Here is a 17,350-nt window from a genome sequence, read left to right as displayed (position 1 = left end):
TTTCGGTGGTCATGATGGGCTCGGCAGGGCTTGGGACTGAAGGTCACTATAGTCCTGCATTGCGGCTCATGGCCCTTTCGCGAGCAGGCTCGCTCCCACATTGGAATGCACTTCCCCGTGAGGGCGAGCCTGTTCGCGAAGGTCGCAACGCGGTCTTTCGACCCTGCAAATCCGTCAGCCCGGCGCCCGCTCATTGGCAAACATGCTCACCGCCTGCACCGCTTCGCTGGCACCATCGCGAATCTGCAGAATCACGCTGCCGGCCTGGTCCGCCAGTTCAACGCCTTGCGCCGCCCGGCCGCGGGTGCCTTCCATGCTCTTGATTGCCTGGCGGGTTTCGCTCTGGATCAGGCCGATCATGTTGGAAATTTCCGCCGTCGAGCCGCTGGTGCGCGCCGCCAGTTGCCGCACTTCGTCCGCCACCACGGCAAACCCGCGCCCCTGATCGCCGGCGCGTGCCGCTTCGATCGCCGCATTGAGCGCCAACAGATTGGTCTGGTCGGCAATCGCACGGATGGTGTTGACGATGGCGGTGATCTGCTCCGAGCGTTCGCCAAGTTGCGCGATCAAGGTTGACGACTGCGCGATGTCCTCGGCAATTTCGCGCATTTCGCTGGCCGCTTGCTGGATCACCTGAGTGCCTTGTTCGGCGACTTTCCGGGTTTCCACGGAGATGTGGTAAGCGGCGCTGGCGCTGCGCGCATCGTGCTCGTACTGCTCGACGCGGGCGGTGACGTCCGTGGCGAATTTCACCACTTTGCACAAACGCCCGGCGGCGTCGTACACCGGGTTGTAGTTGGCCTCCAGCCACACACTCTGGCCGCGCTTGTCGACACGTTCGAACTGGCCCTGAAACAGCTCACCCTGATTCAGCCGCCGCCAGAAATCCTCGTAAGCGCTGCTGTTGACCAGCTCCGCACGGCAGAACAGGCGGTGATGTTTACCCTTCAGTTCGGCGAGCGTGTAACCCATGCGCGTCAGAAAATTCTGGTTGGCCGTGAGAATACCGCCGTCGAGGTCGAATTCGATCACCGCCATCGCCCGGTCAATCGCCTGCAGCTTGGCGTTGGCCTCGCTTTCCTGCTGGACCTTGCTCGTTACGTCCATGGCGAACTTGACCACTTTCACTACGCGCCCCGACGCATCCTTGATCGGGTTGTAGTTGGCTTCCAGCCAGATCGGCTGGCCCTGGCTGTTGATCCGCTCGAAGGTGCCGGACTGGAACTGGCCGTTTTTCAGGCGCGTCCAGAGTTCGCTGTATTGCGCACTGCGGCCAAACTCCGGGGTGCAGAACAAGCGATGCGGCTGGCCGATCACCTGTTCGGCGCGGTAACCCATGGTTTTGAGGAAGTTGTCATTGGCGGTCAACACCACACCGTTGAGGTCGAACTCGATCACTGCCATGGAGCGGTTGATCGCTTCGAGCAGGCCATTCTGTTCGGTAATGGTGTGTTGAAGGTCGTTGAGGGCGGACTGGTGGCGTTTGAAAAACATAGTGGCAGTACCTGGAAGTAGGGCAAGACGAAGTTTGTGTCCCTGTTTCCGCGCTGGCAGAGCAAATACCGGGTCGGCATTTGTCTTTGACTGCAAAGTGCCAGCATCCAGGCTGACGAGCTGATCTTATACAAACCGATAGGAGTTGTACAAGAAAATGCAGGTCAATATGTTTATTGGTTTTTCAAAGACTGACGGGGTTGGCGTCGTTGGAGCTCGGACGGCTCAGCGCCACGCTGATCGTGTTGCGTCCCGTGTGTTTGGCGGTGTACAGCGCTTTGTCAGCGTCATCCAGCCAAGCCAGCGCGTCGGTGTAAGAAGGCTGAAACCGGGCCAGACCGATACTCAGGCTGACCCGCAGTTCTGGCACTTCCGGGTGGCGATATTGATCCAGCGCCTGACGCAATCGTTCCATTTGCAGTTCGGCTTTTTTCAGCGGCTGGTCGGGCAGGATCAGGCAGAACTCATCGCCACCATAGCGCCCGGCTCGTTCGCCTTTGACAAGCATGCCTTTGAGCGTGTGGCTCAGTTGGCTCAGCACGGCGTCGCCAATGATGTGGCCGTAGTTGTCGTTGATGGCCTTGAAGTGATCGATGTCGATCAACGCCAGAATGTCCTGGGTGTGGTTTTGCCGGCACAGCTCGAACCTGGCGTGCAGCAGATCCTTCCAGGCGCCGTGGTTGAGCAGCCCGGTCAGGCTGTCGGTGCGGCTCAGGTCTCGCAGCGTGCGTTTGTGCTGGGCAAGTTTGATCGCCAGTTGATAGCAGACCATGCCCAAGGCCAATGGATACAGGGTCAGCATCGGCAGGCAGGCCCAGATTTCGATCTGGGTCATGGTCAGGCTGAACTTGAAACCGAAGAGCACCCAACCCAGCAGCACGCCGACGAGCTGGGCGAGGGCGCCGAGCAGGAACAGGCGTCGGCCACCGGCGGCGACGTTGTTCATGGTCATCATCGACAGGATGGTCACCGTGGTCAGCGGATTGAACTGCAAACACGCGGTCCAGAAACCGCCGCACAGCGAGTCGTACAACAGGTTGCGACGTTCGGCGTGGTAGGGGAAGGTCGCGCGTGTTGATGCCTGATAAGCCAGATGCGGCCAGACAAACCCGTTGAACAGCAGCAGCGCCCAGATCCATGCCGGCATGTTCAACGGATACAGCGCTGCCGCGACGCTGAAAAAGCCGATGCCCAGGCCAATGACCCTGGGTAGATAGATCCGTCTGGCGAATGACAAGCCTTTGCCGCGTGGGTTTTCCATGATGTCCTGCGCCAGATTCATCCTGAAATACTTTGCAGTATCTTTTTCAGGTAGACCGTTCGTCGGTCGATTGTCGGACATTGTCATTTATTCCAACGGGAATAATCAGTGTCCTTTCGAGCCATTTAATCGGGGCGGGCGCCGGAGAGGGGCGATTTAGAGCTGGTAGCGCGCCAGAAACATCTCCAGTGCCGACTCGGCCACGGCTTTTTGAGTTTCCGCATCCAGTGGCGGCTGACCCATGGAAATCTGCGGCCAGAAACCGAACGACTTCAACAGCCCCTGTACCTGCTGCGCGGCGAACTCTGCCTGCACGGTTTTCAACCGGCCATCCGCCAGCGCGGCGCGAATCCACACGGTCAGGCCTTCTTCCCGCTCGCCCATGCGCGCCACCATGTCTTGCGCGCGTTCAGGGGAATGGATGGTGGCAGCAATCGCCACCCGGGCCAGGCCGAGGAAGTTGTCATCGGCCATCATCTGCAGTTTAGCCAACAACATGGGCAGCAGTTGCTCGCGCAGCGGCTGATCGGCGCGATAGGTCACGGTCTGCTCGTCGGTGATCCGCGCCCAGAGTTGGTTGAGAATTTCGGCGAACAATTCTTCCTTGCTGGGAAAGTGGTTGTACACCGTGCGCTTCGACACCCCGGCGGTGGCCGCGATCTTGTCCATGCTGGTGACCTCGAAACCGTTGGCGCGGAATTCGGCAATCGCCGCCTGAATGATGGCTTCGCGTTTGCGGTCGGTGAGGCGCTTTGGAGCTGTCATAAGTTCGCTTTGGCAGGAAAAGGGTGAAGTTACACTTGGCAGTTTACTTGTCATCGCGTTTGATGCAACCTAGAAACTACACCGCCCAGTGTAATGTTGCGTTAATCCTCGCAACCTAAAAACCAGAAAGTTCGGCTGATGCGTGCGTGCCTTGGCCATTTATCGTCCCACCGTGAAAAACCGTGAATTGCGCGGTTCTTCTGGAGTCTCTCAGTCATGGCCAATCCAGATTTCTCTGCGGATCAAACTTCCACGCCTGAAGCCTCTCGCCAGGATCAAGGGCTATTCCGTAACCATGCGCCGGTGCAACGCGAAGGCCTGCGCAAGATGCTGCGGATCATGTGGAACATGATCTTCCACAAGCCTCGCAATACTCGACCGGCCGCCGCGATCCCGGTGCAGCCGCTGACCCGTGAAGACCTGCTGGCAGCGCCCAACCACAGCGTCTATCGCCTCGGTCACTCGACCCTGCTGCTGAAGCTGCGCGACAAGTTCTGGATCACCGATCCGGTCTTCGCCGAGCGCGCCTCGCCGGTGCAATGGGCCGGTCCGAAACGCTTTCATCAGCCACCGATCAGCATCGACCAGTTACCGCCGATTGAAGCGGTGATCCTGTCGCACAACCATTACGACCACCTCGATTATGAGGCTGTGCTGAAGCTGGCGGCCAAGACCAACTACTTCCTGACCCCGCTGGGCGTCGGCGACACCCTGATCAAATGGGGCATCGACGCCAGCAAGGTCCGCCAGTACGACTGGTGGCAGGGAACCGAAGTTGCCGGCATCCGTTTCGTCGCCACCCCGTCGCAGCACTTCTCCGGTCGAGGCCTGTTCGACAGCAACAGCACGCTGTGGGCCTCGTGGGTGATGATCGACGGCGACACGCGAATTTTCTTCAGCGGCGACAGCGGCTACTTCGACGGCTTCAAACGCATCGGCGAACAATACGGCCCGTTCGACCTGACCCTGATGGAAACCGGCGCCTACAACGTCGAATGGCCGCACGTGCACATGCAACCGGAAGAAACCCTGCAAGCCCACCTCGACCTCAAGGGCCGCTGGCTGTTCCCCATCCACAACGGCACCTTTGATCTGGCGATGCATGCATGGCATGAACCGTTTGATCGCATTCTGGCGCTGGCCTGGGAACGCAGTGTTTCGATTACCACGCCGCAGATGGGGGAGGCGTTCAACATCGCTCAACCGCAGCGTGGGAATGCGTGGTGGATGGGGGTTGAAGGGGAGAGTGAGGGAGTGGTGCAAAACGCCTGATGTTTTGCATCCGGTTCGCTCCTTTTTAGGAGGGCGAACCGGTCACCTCGGAGATCTTCGCTAGATAACTCGCAATCGTGTCGATCGGTTCATCTCGGAATTGCCCCCGAATGATGCTCTGAAGATTCTTCAGCGGTAATCCAAGTCTGTTTGCCGCCTCAGATTCGCCTATATTAGCTTGCTCAATGAGTGAAGCCAGTTTCGCTACGCAGGTGGACTTCATCTGCATTTCATCGGCATTCGCAAGATCCAGGTCTTGATAGACGTTGCCTGCGCTTCCTTCGATTTCACTCATGTTTTGCCCTTACTCCGCCATTGCAAAATCTGCATGCCCCACTGATTCCGCAGCCACCCCGTTCAAACTCGCGCTCCGCCCCGGCGCAAACCCGGGAAAGAACACCAACCCCCGCGACTCAAATCGATACGCCAGCGCCAGACGCGCCGCATCCGCCACCTCTTGCTGCGCCTCAAACCGTTGAATGTCTTCAACCGAAACCTCCGCTTCCCGCGACAGCTGTTCCACGCTCCAGCCCAGCATCGCTCGGGCCTGCACGCAGTGGGTCGGGGTGAACTGGAAAAGGGCAATGCGTTCGAGGATGTGGTTCATCGCAAGAGAGGCCATGGTGTGCTCCGGGCTCAAGAGTGCTGATTGAAAATGTACTGTGTTTTTGTACAGTTGTTTTCGGCCGGGATCAAACGCATTTTTTGATTTGCCCTAGTTCGCCGCCTCCAACCAGACGGACGGTGCCTGTCCGAGGATGCGCCGGAACATCGTCGAGAACGCTGCCGGGCTCTCATAACCGAAATCAAGGGCGATCCGCGTCACCGCTTCACCGGCCGCCAGCCGTGCCAGCGCCAGCACGACACAGGCCTGTTGCCGCCATTGGCTGAAGCTCAACCCGGTCTGTTGGCGAAACAGTCTGTTGAAGGTGCGCAAGCTTATGTGCAACTGCTCGGCCCAGTGTTGCGGCGACTGATGGGCGTTCGGTTGATGCAGAAAGGTCTGACACAGAGCTAAGAGCTTTCCGTCAGTCGGCAGCGGAATGTGCAAGGGCAGGGGCGCACTGCGCGCCAGTTCATGCAGCAACAGATCGATCAGCACACCGTCGCGTCCGTCGAGGTCATAGGCCTGCGGCACTTCCACAGCCTCCATCAACAAGTGCCGCATCAACGGCGAAACGCTGATCACCTGGCAACGCTGACCCAAGTCCACCGCTCCCGGCTCGATGTACAAGCTGCGCGTGCTCACCCCCAGCATCAACACCTCATGCGCTACCCCTGGCGGAATCCACACCGCTCGTTGCGGAGGCACCACCCAATTGCCGTCATGGGTGCGAACCTGCATCACCCCGGTCGCGCCGTACAGCAATTGCGCCCGTCGATGCGTATGAAACGGCAACGAATGACCGTGGGAATAATCCGTACCGATCGCCACCACCGGTCGCGGCGTGTCATCCAGCAGATTGATCGAAACATTGCGCATAGAGCGTTTCCCGGTAGTTGGCGTAAACGCAAACATTATTGGCTGAGTTGCTGAAGCAGGCCAAGCCGCGCCGCACTATCTTCGACCGCTCCCCATCACCGGAAGGCGCGCCATGTTCTATCTCCTGCTGACCCTGTTCGGCTGCCTCACCGGCATCACCGCCGTGCTCTTCGGCTTCGGCGGCGGCTTCGTCGTCGTGCCGCTGCTCTACCGCATGCTCACCGCCAGCCACGGCGCCGACGACCCCATCGGCCAATCGGCGATGCACATCGCCGTCGCCACCTCGACCTGCGTGATGATCGTCAACGCGCTGATCGCCACCGACAAACACCGCCGCGCCGGCAACCTGATCCGTCATTATCTGTGGCCGCTAGGCGGCTTCATCGCCCTGGGCGCGATCCTCGGCGCGGTCGCGGCGGTGTGGGTCAGCGGCGAAATCATTCGCTACGCCTTCATCGCCTACCTCGGCGTTACCATCATCGACTGCCTGCTCAGACGCGGCTTCCTCACCCGCAGCGAAGGCATCATCCCGCGCCGACTCGGCAGTACAGAAACGTCCGCCGGCGGTGTAGGCATCGGCGTCATCGCCACGTTCCTCGGTGTAGGAGGAAGCGTCATGACCGTGCCGCTTCTGCGCCGCTGCGGGCTGAGCATGTCCCAGGCTACGTCCATGGCCAATCCGTTGAGCGTGCCGGTGGCAGTGGCCGGGACGCTGACCTACATGGCATTGGCCGGATTCAGTGCGACGGATCTGGGCGCGTGGTTTGTCGGGTATGTGGATTTGCTGGCGGTTGTGGTGCTGACACTGGGCTCGTTGGTCGGGATTCGAATGGCCACGCCGTGGATCGGGCGGATACCGGATCGGGTGCATGCGTGGGTGTACATCGCGCTGCTGATCGTCGTCATGCTGGGCATGCTGCTCAAGTAGAGCCTCGATTCCTGCGCGCATCCTCTGCATACTCCGCAGCCTCATTCATTCAGGGATCGATCCATGCTCAAGGGACTGCTGCGCCTGGCGCCATACGCTGTGGCGCTGTTCACACTGATTTCCACTGCCCACGCCGAAGATGGCCGGCGCGTGTTCACCGGTACGCTGGGCAAGATGCCGATTGTGCTGGAGCTCAACACCACGCAGCAGGACGAAGTCACCGGCCGCTACTTCTATGAGAAGTATCACCGCGACCTGGAACTCAGCGGCTCGCTGCAGGACAGCACGTTGAACCTGGTTGAAGGCAACAACCGCTATGGCGACGACAAACCGCTGCCAACCCTGAAGCTGAAAACCACCGCAAACGGTTGGCAGGGCGAATGGCAAAACCCCAAGGGCAAGAAGCTCCCGGTGCAACTGACCGAAGCCAAGCTTCCTGCGCCAACTGCTACCACGCTGCCCTTTATTGCCACGTTGCCGAAGGACGATCCCTACGAGTATTTGCGTTTACAGGGGCTCAAGCTCAAGCCGGAGAAGAAAGAAAACTTCATGGGCTACGAGCTGCAGTGGTGGACGGAGCCTGAGTCCAAGGTTTCGTTGTTCAGTGTTGAATCTGGCTATACGAAAGAAGAGCAGGAGCGGATTAACAACCACTTGCTCGGACGGCTATGGACTGAAGTTATCGACTATCACCGTTGCATGATGGATGGCGGGGAATACGCCGAGTTCGATCAAGGAGCTGCCCCGGAGTTTCTCTCGCCCGACGTGGTCAGCCTGGACATCTCCACTGGTTACAGCTGCGGCGGCGCCCACCCGGACTTCGGCAGTTCGCCGATCAACCTGGACGTCCACACCGGCGAATTGTTGAAACTAAAAGATGTGCTGTGGATCGGTGAACCGAATAGCGCGGCCACCGAATACGATCAGATGAAAGTCATGGCGCCGTGGCTGGTCAAACAGTTCACCACGCTGTACCCCGAAGAAATGAAGAAGCCTGCCGAAGACGACGGCAGTTGCGATTACACCGATGAAAGTGTCTGGGGTTATTCCAACTGGCACTTCACGCCGAAGGGGATTTACCTGGGTGCTTACTTCGCCCGTTACCAACGTAATTGCGATAACCCCGACTGGTCGGTGCTGCCTTACTCGCTGGTCAACCAGCACCGTGGCGAAGCCAAACTGCAATTGCCCAAAGGCTGACCGTCACGCCAGTCCGGGCGCTTCCCGCACAATGAAGTGATCCAGGTTCTCGATGTTGGCACTGAACACCCCGAACGTCTGTTCGGGGTTCTTCTTGCTCGGCACCTGCTTCAACTCCGGCGTCACCCCATAGAAGAAACAGAACAACTCCTTGTCACTGTCGATCGCGTGCTTGATTTCCTCCAGAAACGCCTTGCGCTTGCGGTAGTTGTCGATCAGCTTCTTGCTCAAGTACACGTTCACCGAATACGGCTTCTTCTTCGCCTCATCCGCCTGCTTGAACCAGACCTTCTGCTCGAAATCAATGCGAAAACTCTGGGTGTAATCCTTGATCTCCTTGATCTTGCCCCAGTAAATCAGCCCCTTGTTGTCCGTCAGATACTCGATCTTCTTGAAGAACGAGCCATAAGGCGCCGTGTGCTCGCCGATCTTCAACGGCATACGCTTGAGCAACTCCTTGTCGGCGAAATTAGAGACAAAACACTCCACCGGATGCGCAAACACACTGGTCTTGTCCGGCGCCGTCTCACGCCCCGGCGACTCCTTGGAACTCACCTGCGCCACCCGCACCGGATCATCCCGCAACACATCCGCCGCGCCCGCCGGCGCAGCAGGCTTGCGCACATACTCACGGCGCGTCAGCAACAACTCTGATGGGAAATGCTCCTCCCGCCCGTCATCCGTTTCGCCATCCGCCGTCTCAACGCCAGATGCCGACGTTTTCAAACTCACATAAGGACAACCCGCCACATGCTGTGTGGTGGGCAGATTCTTGAAGTGCGGCGTGCGCACGTAATTCACATTCTTGGCGTTGAACGTGCCCAACTCATTGGAAGCCTCGAACGCCGAACGACAGGCATCGTTGGGGCACTGGAAGTGCTCCTTCGCTGAGTCAAACGCCACCGTCTCATCGAAATTGAGATCGCGAACGTCATAGATCGACAACTTGTCGTCGAGGCTGAGGCAGTAGGCGAGATCGAATTTCATGGTGGGGCTCGGATCCTTGAGTGGGGGAGGGGTATTAATAGCGGGAGGCGGCGCGGCTTGCACTGTTTGTTTTCAGGATGATGCGGAATCTGTGGGAGCCAGCCTGCTGGCGATTCCAGGCATCAACCAAATTTCAATCCTCCCCCCGCCACTGCAGGCAGCGATTCACCCCTGGGGCGAGGGAGCTTGCTCCCGCTGGGCTGCGAAGCAGCCCCAAGATCAGCCAATACGGTTATTCAGATAAACCGCGATTATTCCTTTTCGAGTCTTCCAACGTTGTCATACAGCCAAGCAGTGAAAGCCTCTCTGTCGTCCGAATGGTGGCAACGTTGGTGACAGTTGGGACACAACGCGACAACATTAGTCTCAAGGTCCGAACCCTTTTGCGACATGTGCTTGACGTGATGTACTTCTAAAAACGGTTTCCCATCCTTTTCAAATGGCGCTGCTTTGCCACAACCTTCGCACTTTCCATTGGCTTGCTGACGAACCCAGCCCCTCAATTCAGGATCGCGAAAGTAAACCTTTCTAGTGGAAGTCGTTTGGATTGGTGTTTTTATCCCTTTGGGAACGTAATCAAATTGCTTTCGCTCAAATTTAGCCGCGCGTTGCTCGAGCAATGCTTCGTCCGCCGTTGGATCAGAATCTTCAAGTGTCAGAACAGTAGAAGCATCAAGTGCCTTACGGATGCTGAGCGCTACATTTGCGCCAACATTCTTGGCAGGTTTGTAGCCTTCAATACGCGTTCGACCCATTTCTACCAGCACGGTAGAGATGTTCTGCATCCGAAACTCGACTGAGCCTTTAGTCCGACCGGCTAAGGGACCGTCACGTAAGATCCGATTTTCCTCAGTCTTGACGAATTTCTGGCCGCTCTGCTCGCGTGCCAGCATTTTGAGATAGGCGTCGACCGCCGCCTGAATCTCTACGTCACTCCAATCGTTATTACTGTTTTCCGTGTCCATACAATCGCCGAGGGTTGAAAACCCTCGGACGATACTGAGTGGCCATCACTGATGTCTACGAAAATTCCTACAGAAAACAGCGACGGATCCCGCGCGATCCTACAAGCCCATGCCTAGCCCATCGAGTGCTTCGAGGACTGAAACACCTGTGTAACTCTTCGCCACCAGGGTTTCTCTAAAGATGCTCGTCGTGGATTTTGATCGTTCAACAGGTAAGGCATATCCCGAAGCCGAATCCAGCCCTCATCCTGCCAATGCAGCAAACTCAATGACATCTCCGGCCAATCCAATAAGCTCAACATTGGCCGATTTGAATTTCCCGAATCTGCAGCATCGCGCAATGTCGGCACCACCTCATTGGTCAGCCATTCCCGCAACAACCGATTACCCGGAACGTAGTGATAGACCAACAGCGCGTACACCCCGGACTCACTGAGCATCAGGTGCTGTTCTGGTTCTCGAAAGTACTCAATCCACATGACGCGGCGCTGATCGCTATCTAGCTTGTTGACCACCCGATCATTCAGATGGAAACCCATCAAGCGGCCGACATCGCGAGCGGAGAACCAAGGCTGGTTTTCTAATAGAAGGGCATGGAGAGAAAGGTTGTGGCGAGAGAACACTATTACCGGGAGCGGATCAGACATATCTATGACCTCTACGTTAGATTTTGGGAGGGCCTGACCCCAACGTAGAGCGGACTTAAGAAATCCCAACGAGCAGAGCAGTTACCACCGACGAATTACACGTCTGTGTCACTGACCGAGCTTTCTACGTTGGGCGTTTCTTAGGCACCTGCGATAGAGCTTAGTAGCGCTCGTAGCAGGCTTCAATGGGACGCGGCTGTAAGTGCTGTAGGAGATTGAGCGCTGTGCCGTAGGCGTGAAAAGAGTTACCCATCACCCATAAAAAAGCCCCGATCAAATCGGGGCTTTTTGCTTTCTCGACTTTTCGACTCAGGCAGCAATCGTCAAATCGTGTCAAGCGAGACCATTAGTCCCAGCTCAACGCACCACCAGTTTGGTATTCGATCACGCGAGTTTCAAAGAAATTCTTCTCTTTCTTCAAGTCCATAATCTCGCTCATCCAAGGAAACGGGTTAGTCGTCCCTGGGTACTCTTCTTTCAAACCGATCTGCGACAAACGACGGTTAGCGATGAACTTCAGGTAGTCCTCCATCATCGCCGCGTTCATGCCCAGTACGCCGCGAGGCATGGTGTCGCGCGCGTATTCGATCTCCAGTTGCGTACCCTGCAGAATCATCTGGGTCGCTTCTTCCTTCATTTCGGCATCCCACAGGTGTGGGTTTTCGATTTTGATCTGGTTGATCACGTCGATGCCGAAGTTCAGGTGCATGGATTCGTCGCGCAGGATGTACTGGAACTGCTCGGCGACGCCGGTCATTTTGTTGCGGCGGCCCATGGAGAGGATTTGGGTGAAGCCGCAGTAGAAGAAGATGCCTTCCAGAACGCAGTAGTAGGCGATCAGGTTGCGCAGCAGTTCTTTGTCGGTGTCCGGGGTGCCGGTTTCGAACTTCGGATCGGAGATCGAACGGGTGTATTTCAGGCCCCAGGCTGCCTTTTTGGCGACCGATGGGATCTCGTGGTACATGTTGAAGATCTCGCCTTCATCCATGGCCAGCGATTCGATGCAGTACTGGTAGGCGTGGGTGTGGATCGCCTCTTCGAAGGCCTGGCGCAGGATGTACTGGCGGCATTCCGGGTTGGTGATCAGGCGGTACACGGCCAGAACCAGGTTGTTGGCAACCAGGGAGTCGGCGGTGGAGAAGAAGCCGAGGTTGCGCATCACGATGCGGCGCTCGTCGTCGGTCAGGCCTTCCGGGTTTTTCCAGAGGGCGATGTCGGCGGTCATGTTGACTTCTTGCGGCATCCAGTGGTTTGCACAGCCGTCCAGGTACTTCTGCCAGGCCCAGTCGTACTTGAAAGGTACGAGTTGGTTGAGGTCGGCGCGGCAGTTGATCATGCGCTTTTCGTCAACGGCGACACGGGCGGAGGCGCCTTCGAGTTCGGCGAGGCCTTCGGCGACGTCGAGGGAATCCAGTGCGGCCTTGGCACGGGCCACGGCGGCCGAGTCGTCGGCGGTGACGGCGCGGGCTTCCAGCGCTGCGGCACCGCCGGCGCTGTCGAGGCGGTCCATGTTGGCTTCAGTAGCGTGGCCGGCGTTGGCGCCTTTCACGGTTGCTACTTCACTGTCTTCTTTGTCGAATTCGTCCCAGCTCAGCATGACGTGTCGTCTCCTGCGTGAGGGCCTGTCGCCCCGTGTGAAACCTGATTGGTTGGGTGGTTCACACGGTCGTACAGACCGCGTTGGATCTTAAGGAATCGTTTTTTGCAGCAGCTAAGGCAGGCAATAAAACAGAATTTTGTTCGGGGTTCCGAGAGCCTCTGACGGGCGCAGCTCGCGTTGAACGCTGCTGCGGGGCTTCAGATTGGCTGTTCATCCCTGTAAGGGAATATTGCTGTCCCGATTAGGGCGGCATTATAGGGAAAAAAAACGGGCTGTGCTGAGGCGAATCCGCGCATGGAGCGGTCGAGGAGGCTGGTTTTTCGATGAGAGTGCGGGTTTACAGGGCTTTGCCGGGGATAGATTTTTTTTCGCAGAAATTTCGTAAATGTGGATTTGCTCAAAAAACGAACAAAAAAACCGGTTTTTCACTACATCTAGTGTTTTGCAAGCATTTTTGACGACTCCAAACACAACTGAGCCCGACCGAAATCGGGCTGGAATCGACCTTCAATGTTGCGCTTAGGGGGCCAATTCGGTGCAGTCTGAACGCATCAATTGGTGCAGCCGTTACCCATGACGCTGTAACGCAGAATGTGACGCTGACCCTTGGAGTCGTCGTACTCCATTTTTGCCGGTACCACTTCACAGACATTCGGCACTTCGCTCATCGATACCACTTTGGCGATGTCCAGATGAGTCGAGTAAGTGTATTCCTCGATCACCGGTTGTTGCTGTGCGACATCAGTCGGGACCTCGTCTGCCATGGCGGTTGCGCACAGACTGCTGAGGGCCAGAACCAATAAAGCTTTCATTTCAAATTTACCTTTTTGAGGTCGAGTGGGGTCACGCAACCTTTTTAGGGTTGCGTGTGGAACTTCATCGTTTGCAGTTATTACTTAAGAGCTGGATTAACGGCCTTCGTGGGGGCTGTAACGTTGTTAATCGCGTTTGCCTTGTCGGCGAGGTGAATTTTAGGGAGGTGGGGCGGGGGTAAACAGAGCGGGTTTTGATAAACACCTTTGGCAGATTTGGTAACAATCCCCACAAAACACCAAAAATCCCCTGTAGGAGCTGCCGAAGGCTGCGATCTTTTGATCCTGTTTTTAAAGGGCAAGATCAAAAGATCGCAGCCTTCGGCAGCTCCTACAGGGTTGGGGTCTTGAGGGCGCAGGGGTTGTTACTACCATCGTCGAATGGTTCTATGGCCCCCGCCCCGTTACAACGGGGTCATACAAAAACAACTATTCCACCGAGGTAAGAAAGATGAGTGCGGCTTCTCTGTATCCCGTTCGTCCCGAGGTTCTGGCCAATACGCTGACTGACGAGGCGACCTACAAAGCCATGTACCAGCAGTCGGTCGTCAACCCTGACGGTTTCTGGCGCGAGCAAGCCAAGCGCCTCGACTGGATCAAGCCTTTCACCACGGTGAAGCAGACTTCCTTCGACGATCACCATGTCGACATCAAATGGTTCGCCGACGGCACCCTGAACGTTTCCTACAACTGCCTCGACCGTCACCTGGCCGAGCGCGGCGATCAGATCGCAATCATCTGGGAAGGCGACGATCCTTCCGAAAGCCGCAACATCACTTACCGCGAACTGCACGAACAAGTCTGCAAACTGGCCAACGCCCTGCGTGGTCAGGACGTGCACCGCGGCGACGTGGTGACTATCTATATGCCGATGATTCCCGAAGCCGTGGTCGCCATGCTGGCCTGCACCCGGATCGGCGCGATTCACTCGGTGGTGTTCGGCGGCTTCTCGCCGGAAGCGCTGGCCGGGCGCATCATCGACTGCCGCTCGAAAGTAGTGATCACCGCTGACGAAGGCATCCGTGCCGGCAAGAAGATTTCCCTCAAGGCCAACGTCGACGACGCGCTGACCAACCCGGAAACCAGCAGCATCCAGAAAGTCATCGTGTGCAAGCGCACCGGTGGTGACATCAAGTGGAACCAGCATCGCGACATCTGGTACGAAGACTTGATGAAAGTGGCGGGCACCGTTTGCGCGCCGAAAGAGATGGGCGCTGAAGAGGCGCTGTTCATCCTTTACACCTCCGGCTCCACCGGCAAGCCGAAGGGCGTGCAGCACACCACCGGCGGTTATCTGTTGTATGCGGCGATGACCCACGAGCGTGTGTTCGACTACCGCCCGGGCGAAATCTACTGGTGCACCGCCGACGTCGGCTGGGTCACTGGTCACAGCTACATCGTCTACGGCCCGCTGGCCAATGGCGCGACCACCCTGCTGTTCGAAGGCGTGCCGAACTATCCGGACATCACCCGGGTGGCGAAGATTGTCGACAAGCACAAGGTCAATATCCTTTACACCGCACCGACCGCGATCCGCGCGATGATGGCCTCCGGCACCGCCGCCGTTGAAGGCGCGGATGGCAGCAGCCTGCGTCTGCTCGGTTCGGTGGGCGAGCCGATCAACCCGGAAGCCTGGGACTGGTATTACAAGAACGTCGGTAAGTCGCGTTGCCCGATCGTCGATACCTGGTGGCAGACCGAAACCGGCGGCAACATGATGAGCCCGCTGCCAGGTGCGCATGCGCTGAAGCCGGGTTCGGCGGCGCGTCCGTTCTTCGGTGTGGTGCCGGCGCTGGTCGACAACCTCGGCAACATCATCGAGGGCGAGGCCGAAGGCAATCTGGTGATTCTCGATTCGTGGCCGGGTCAGGCGCGCACCCTGTATGGCGATCACGACCGTTTCGTCGACACCTACTTCAAGACCTTCCGTGGCATGTACTTCACCGGTGACGGTGCGCGCCGTGACGCTGATGGTTATTACTGGATCACCGGGCGTGTGGACGACGTGCTCAACGTCTCTGGCCACCGCATGGGCACCGCCGAGATCGAAAGCGCGATGGTCGCCCACCCGAAAGTCGCCGAAGCGGCGGTGGTCGGTGTGCCGCACGACATCAAGGGGCAGGGCATTTATGTCTATGTCACGTTGAAAAATGGCGAGGAGCCGAGCGAGCAACTGCGCCTGGAACTGAAGAATTGGGTGCGTAAAGAGATCGGCCCGATTGCTTCGCCGGACGTGATCCAGTGGGCGCCTGGGCTGCCGAAGACCCGTTCGGGCAAGATCATGCGGCGGATTCTGCGCAAGATCGCTACTGCGGAATACGACGGGTTGGGGGATATCTCGACCTTGGCGGATCCGGGTGTGGTGCAGCATTTGATTGATACGCACAAGACGATGAATGTGGCTTAAGCCTGTCTGATGCATTGAGAAGCCCTGTCCGGTGATTGCCGGGCGGGGCTTTTTTGTGTCTGGAGGTTTTGTGGTGTCTGGGCTGGCTTCATCGCGAGCAGGCTCACTCCTACAGTTGATAGCGTTTCTTCAGGTGGTACGCGGTCAACTGTAGGAGTGAGCCTGCTCGCGATAGCGATCTGTCAGGCGCCGTTGTAGTTCGCTGTGAGAAGCAAAACCCACCCAACCAATAATTATCGATTTCCCGCGTAAGACATTTCCCGCTGTTACCGCGCGCCTTCCACGTAACCAAATGTGTAACCGCCCGCCCCGCAGCGGGGCGAAGGGAAACGCAACTCCCCGTTTTAGAGCCTCAAAACCCCCAAGGAAAAATAAGACACAACGCTGCGCTTGCCGGATTAGAAGGGTTTGCGAATAATAGGCCCGCAATTTGCAGCATAGATCGGTTCACTGTCTTTCGCTCTTGCATGAATTTGCAAGGCTGTCAATGCGCTCAAGCGGGTTTCTCTGTGCATCTGTAATTAGTTGTCGCATTGAAGAAATATCGGCTTCGGGCCTGTCGTTAGAATGCCGATCACTCGCTCATCGTGGCTGACGTTGAAACCCCCGATGGTTTCAATGGGAAATTTCCCACCGATGCTGCGCCGCTTTCCCGATTCACCCATTCGCATATTGGGCTGTCGCTCACTCTGCCGTTTTTGCCCTTTACCGATGGAGTCCCAAGATGAAGAAACTTGTGCTGCTTGGCGCCCTGGCACTGTCCTCCGTGCTGTCGCTGAATTCCTTCGCTGATGAAAAACCTCTGAAGATCGGTATCGAAGCGGCTTACCCTCCGTTCGCTTCCAAAGCGCCGGATGGCAGCATCGTCGGTTTCGACTACGACATCGGCAACGCCCTGTGCGAGCAGATGCAGGTCAAGTGTGTGTGGGTCGAGCAAGAGTTCGACGGTCTGATCCCGGCGCTGAAAGTGCGCAAGATCGACGCGATCCTGTCGTCCATGTCGATCACTGAAGACCGCAAGAAGTCTGTGGACTTCACCAACAAGTACTACAACACCCCGGCACGTCTGGTCATGAAGCAAGGCACCGTTGTCAGCGACAACCTGTCTGAGCTCAAGGGCAAGAACATCGGCGTGCAACGTGGTTCGATCCACGAGCGTTTCGCTCGCGAAGTCCTCGCCCCGCTGGGTGCCGAGATCAAGCCATACGGCTCGCAGAACGAAATCTACCTCGACGTGGCCGCCGGTCGCCTCGACGGTACCGTGGCGGACGCCACCCTGCTGCAGGACGGCTTCCTGAACACTGATTCCGGCAAAGGCTTCGCCTTTGTTGGCCCGCAGTTCACCGACGTCAAATACTTCGGCGACGGCGTCGGCATCGCTGTGCGCAAGGGTGACGCGCTGAAAGACAAGATCAACTCCGCCATCGCGGCCATCCGCGAAAACGGCAAATACAAAGCCATCCAGGACAAATACTTCGCCTTCGATATCTACGGCAAGTAACACGTCTCTGCGACAAGTCAGAAATGGC

Annotated in this window: 16 protein-coding genes; 5 read left to right on the top strand and 11 right to left on the bottom strand. The window is 57.5% G+C overall.

The window, feature by feature from the left end:
- Window positions 1-174: 174 nt before the first annotated feature.
- The 3 genes from J5M57_RS24975 to J5M57_RS24965 form a co-directional block, all read right to left on the bottom strand.
- Entirely contained in the window at window positions 175-1,494 is a 1,320-nt protein-coding gene (locus tag J5M57_RS24975; RefSeq protein WP_207848020.1) for a PAS domain-containing methyl-accepting chemotaxis protein, read from the bottom strand.
- A gap of 184 nt (window positions 1,495-1,678) precedes the next feature.
- Window positions 1,679-2,776 (bottom strand): diguanylate cyclase, encoded by a 1,098-nt coding sequence (locus J5M57_RS24970; RefSeq protein WP_243435102.1) that lies wholly within the window; start codon window positions 2,774-2,776, stop codon window positions 1,679-1,681.
- Window positions 2,777-2,911: 135 nt separating this feature from the next.
- Window positions 2,912-3,520 (bottom strand): TetR/AcrR family transcriptional regulator, encoded by a 609-nt coding sequence (locus J5M57_RS24965; RefSeq protein WP_207848021.1) that lies wholly within the window; start codon window positions 3,518-3,520, stop codon window positions 2,912-2,914.
- 216 nt (window positions 3,521-3,736) lie between these two features.
- Here J5M57_RS24965 and J5M57_RS24960 point away from each other — a divergent pair, with 216 nt between their 5' ends.
- On the top strand, window positions 3,737-4,792 hold the full coding sequence (locus J5M57_RS24960; protein ID WP_207848022.1) for an MBL fold metallo-hydrolase: 1,056 nt from the start codon (window positions 3,737-3,739) through the stop codon (window positions 4,790-4,792).
- A 25-nt stretch (window positions 4,793-4,817) separates the two neighbouring features.
- On the opposite strand, the gene J5M57_RS24955 is transcribed toward J5M57_RS24960, so the two are convergent.
- The 3 genes from J5M57_RS24955 to J5M57_RS24945 all read right to left on the bottom strand — a co-directional run bounded on the left by J5M57_RS24955 (window position 4,818) and on the right by J5M57_RS24945 (window position 6,275).
- Complete coding sequence (locus tag J5M57_RS24955; RefSeq protein ID WP_169842197.1) at window positions 4,818-5,087, bottom strand: XRE family transcriptional regulator; 270 nt, start codon at window positions 5,085-5,087, stop codon at window positions 4,818-4,820.
- A 9-nt stretch (window positions 5,088-5,096) separates the two neighbouring features.
- Complete coding sequence (locus tag J5M57_RS24950; RefSeq protein WP_169842195.1) at window positions 5,097-5,414, bottom strand: XRE family transcriptional regulator; 318 nt, start codon at window positions 5,412-5,414, stop codon at window positions 5,097-5,099.
- Window positions 5,415-5,507: 93 nt separating this feature from the next.
- The gene (locus J5M57_RS24945; RefSeq protein ID WP_207848023.1) at window positions 5,508-6,275 is read right to left on the bottom strand and encodes a helix-turn-helix transcriptional regulator; all 768 of its coding nucleotides are present in this window, start codon (window positions 6,273-6,275) and stop codon (window positions 5,508-5,510) included.
- A gap of 112 nt (window positions 6,276-6,387) precedes the next feature.
- Here J5M57_RS24945 and J5M57_RS24940 point away from each other — a divergent pair, with 112 nt between their 5' ends.
- Both J5M57_RS24940 and J5M57_RS24935 read left to right on the top strand, forming a co-directional pair.
- Window positions 6,388-7,203 carry a sulfite exporter TauE/SafE family protein gene (locus J5M57_RS24940; protein WP_207848024.1) on the top strand — a complete coding sequence of 272 codons (816 nt, stop codon included), beginning with the start codon at window positions 6,388-6,390 and terminating at the stop codon, window positions 7,201-7,203.
- Window positions 7,204-7,266: 63 nt separating this feature from the next.
- Window positions 7,267-8,403 (top strand): hypothetical protein, encoded by a 1,137-nt coding sequence (locus J5M57_RS24935; protein WP_169842189.1) that lies wholly within the window; start codon window positions 7,267-7,269, stop codon window positions 8,401-8,403.
- Window positions 8,404-8,406: 3 nt separating this feature from the next.
- On the opposite strand, the gene J5M57_RS24930 is transcribed toward J5M57_RS24935, so the two are convergent.
- The 5 genes from J5M57_RS24930 to J5M57_RS24910 all read right to left on the bottom strand — a co-directional run bounded on the left by J5M57_RS24930 (window position 8,407) and on the right by J5M57_RS24910 (window position 13,414).
- Entirely contained in the window at window positions 8,407-9,390 is a 984-nt protein-coding gene (locus tag J5M57_RS24930) for a hypothetical protein (RefSeq protein WP_207848025.1), read from the bottom strand.
- A gap of 251 nt (window positions 9,391-9,641) precedes the next feature.
- Complete coding sequence (locus J5M57_RS24925) at window positions 9,642-10,355, bottom strand: HNH endonuclease signature motif containing protein (RefSeq protein ID WP_207848026.1); 714 nt, start codon at window positions 10,353-10,355, stop codon at window positions 9,642-9,644.
- A gap of 113 nt (window positions 10,356-10,468) precedes the next feature.
- Window positions 10,469-11,002 carry a Bro-N domain-containing protein gene (locus J5M57_RS24920; RefSeq protein WP_123530285.1) on the bottom strand — a complete coding sequence of 178 codons (534 nt, stop codon included), beginning with the start codon at window positions 11,000-11,002 and terminating at the stop codon, window positions 10,469-10,471.
- A 346-nt stretch (window positions 11,003-11,348) separates the two neighbouring features.
- The gene (locus J5M57_RS24915; RefSeq protein ID WP_003227292.1) at window positions 11,349-12,599 is read right to left on the bottom strand and encodes a ribonucleotide-diphosphate reductase subunit beta; all 1,251 of its coding nucleotides are present in this window, start codon (window positions 12,597-12,599) and stop codon (window positions 11,349-11,351) included.
- A gap of 554 nt (window positions 12,600-13,153) precedes the next feature.
- Entirely contained in the window at window positions 13,154-13,414 is a 261-nt protein-coding gene (locus tag J5M57_RS24910; protein WP_027612631.1) for a DUF2790 domain-containing protein, read from the bottom strand.
- 451 nt (window positions 13,415-13,865) lie between these two features.
- On the opposite strand from J5M57_RS24910, the gene acs reads away from it, so the two are divergent.
- Window positions 13,866-15,821, top strand: a complete 1,956-nt coding sequence (acs, locus tag J5M57_RS24905) for an acetate--CoA ligase (protein WP_027612632.1) — start codon at window positions 13,866-13,868, stop codon at window positions 15,819-15,821.
- A 724-nt stretch (window positions 15,822-16,545) separates the two neighbouring features.
- Entirely contained in the window at window positions 16,546-17,322 is a 777-nt protein-coding gene (locus tag J5M57_RS24900; RefSeq protein WP_064588786.1) for an ABC transporter substrate-binding protein, read from the top strand.
- Window positions 17,323-17,350 lie beyond the last annotated feature (28 nt).

Source organism: Pseudomonas sp. 86_A, from assembly GCF_017491705.1.
GTDB lineage: Bacteria > Pseudomonadota > Gammaproteobacteria > Pseudomonadales > Pseudomonadaceae > Aquipseudomonas > Aquipseudomonas koreensis.
Note: the sequence above shows the minus strand (reverse complement) of the source record. Positions and strands in the feature narration are given on the sequence as shown.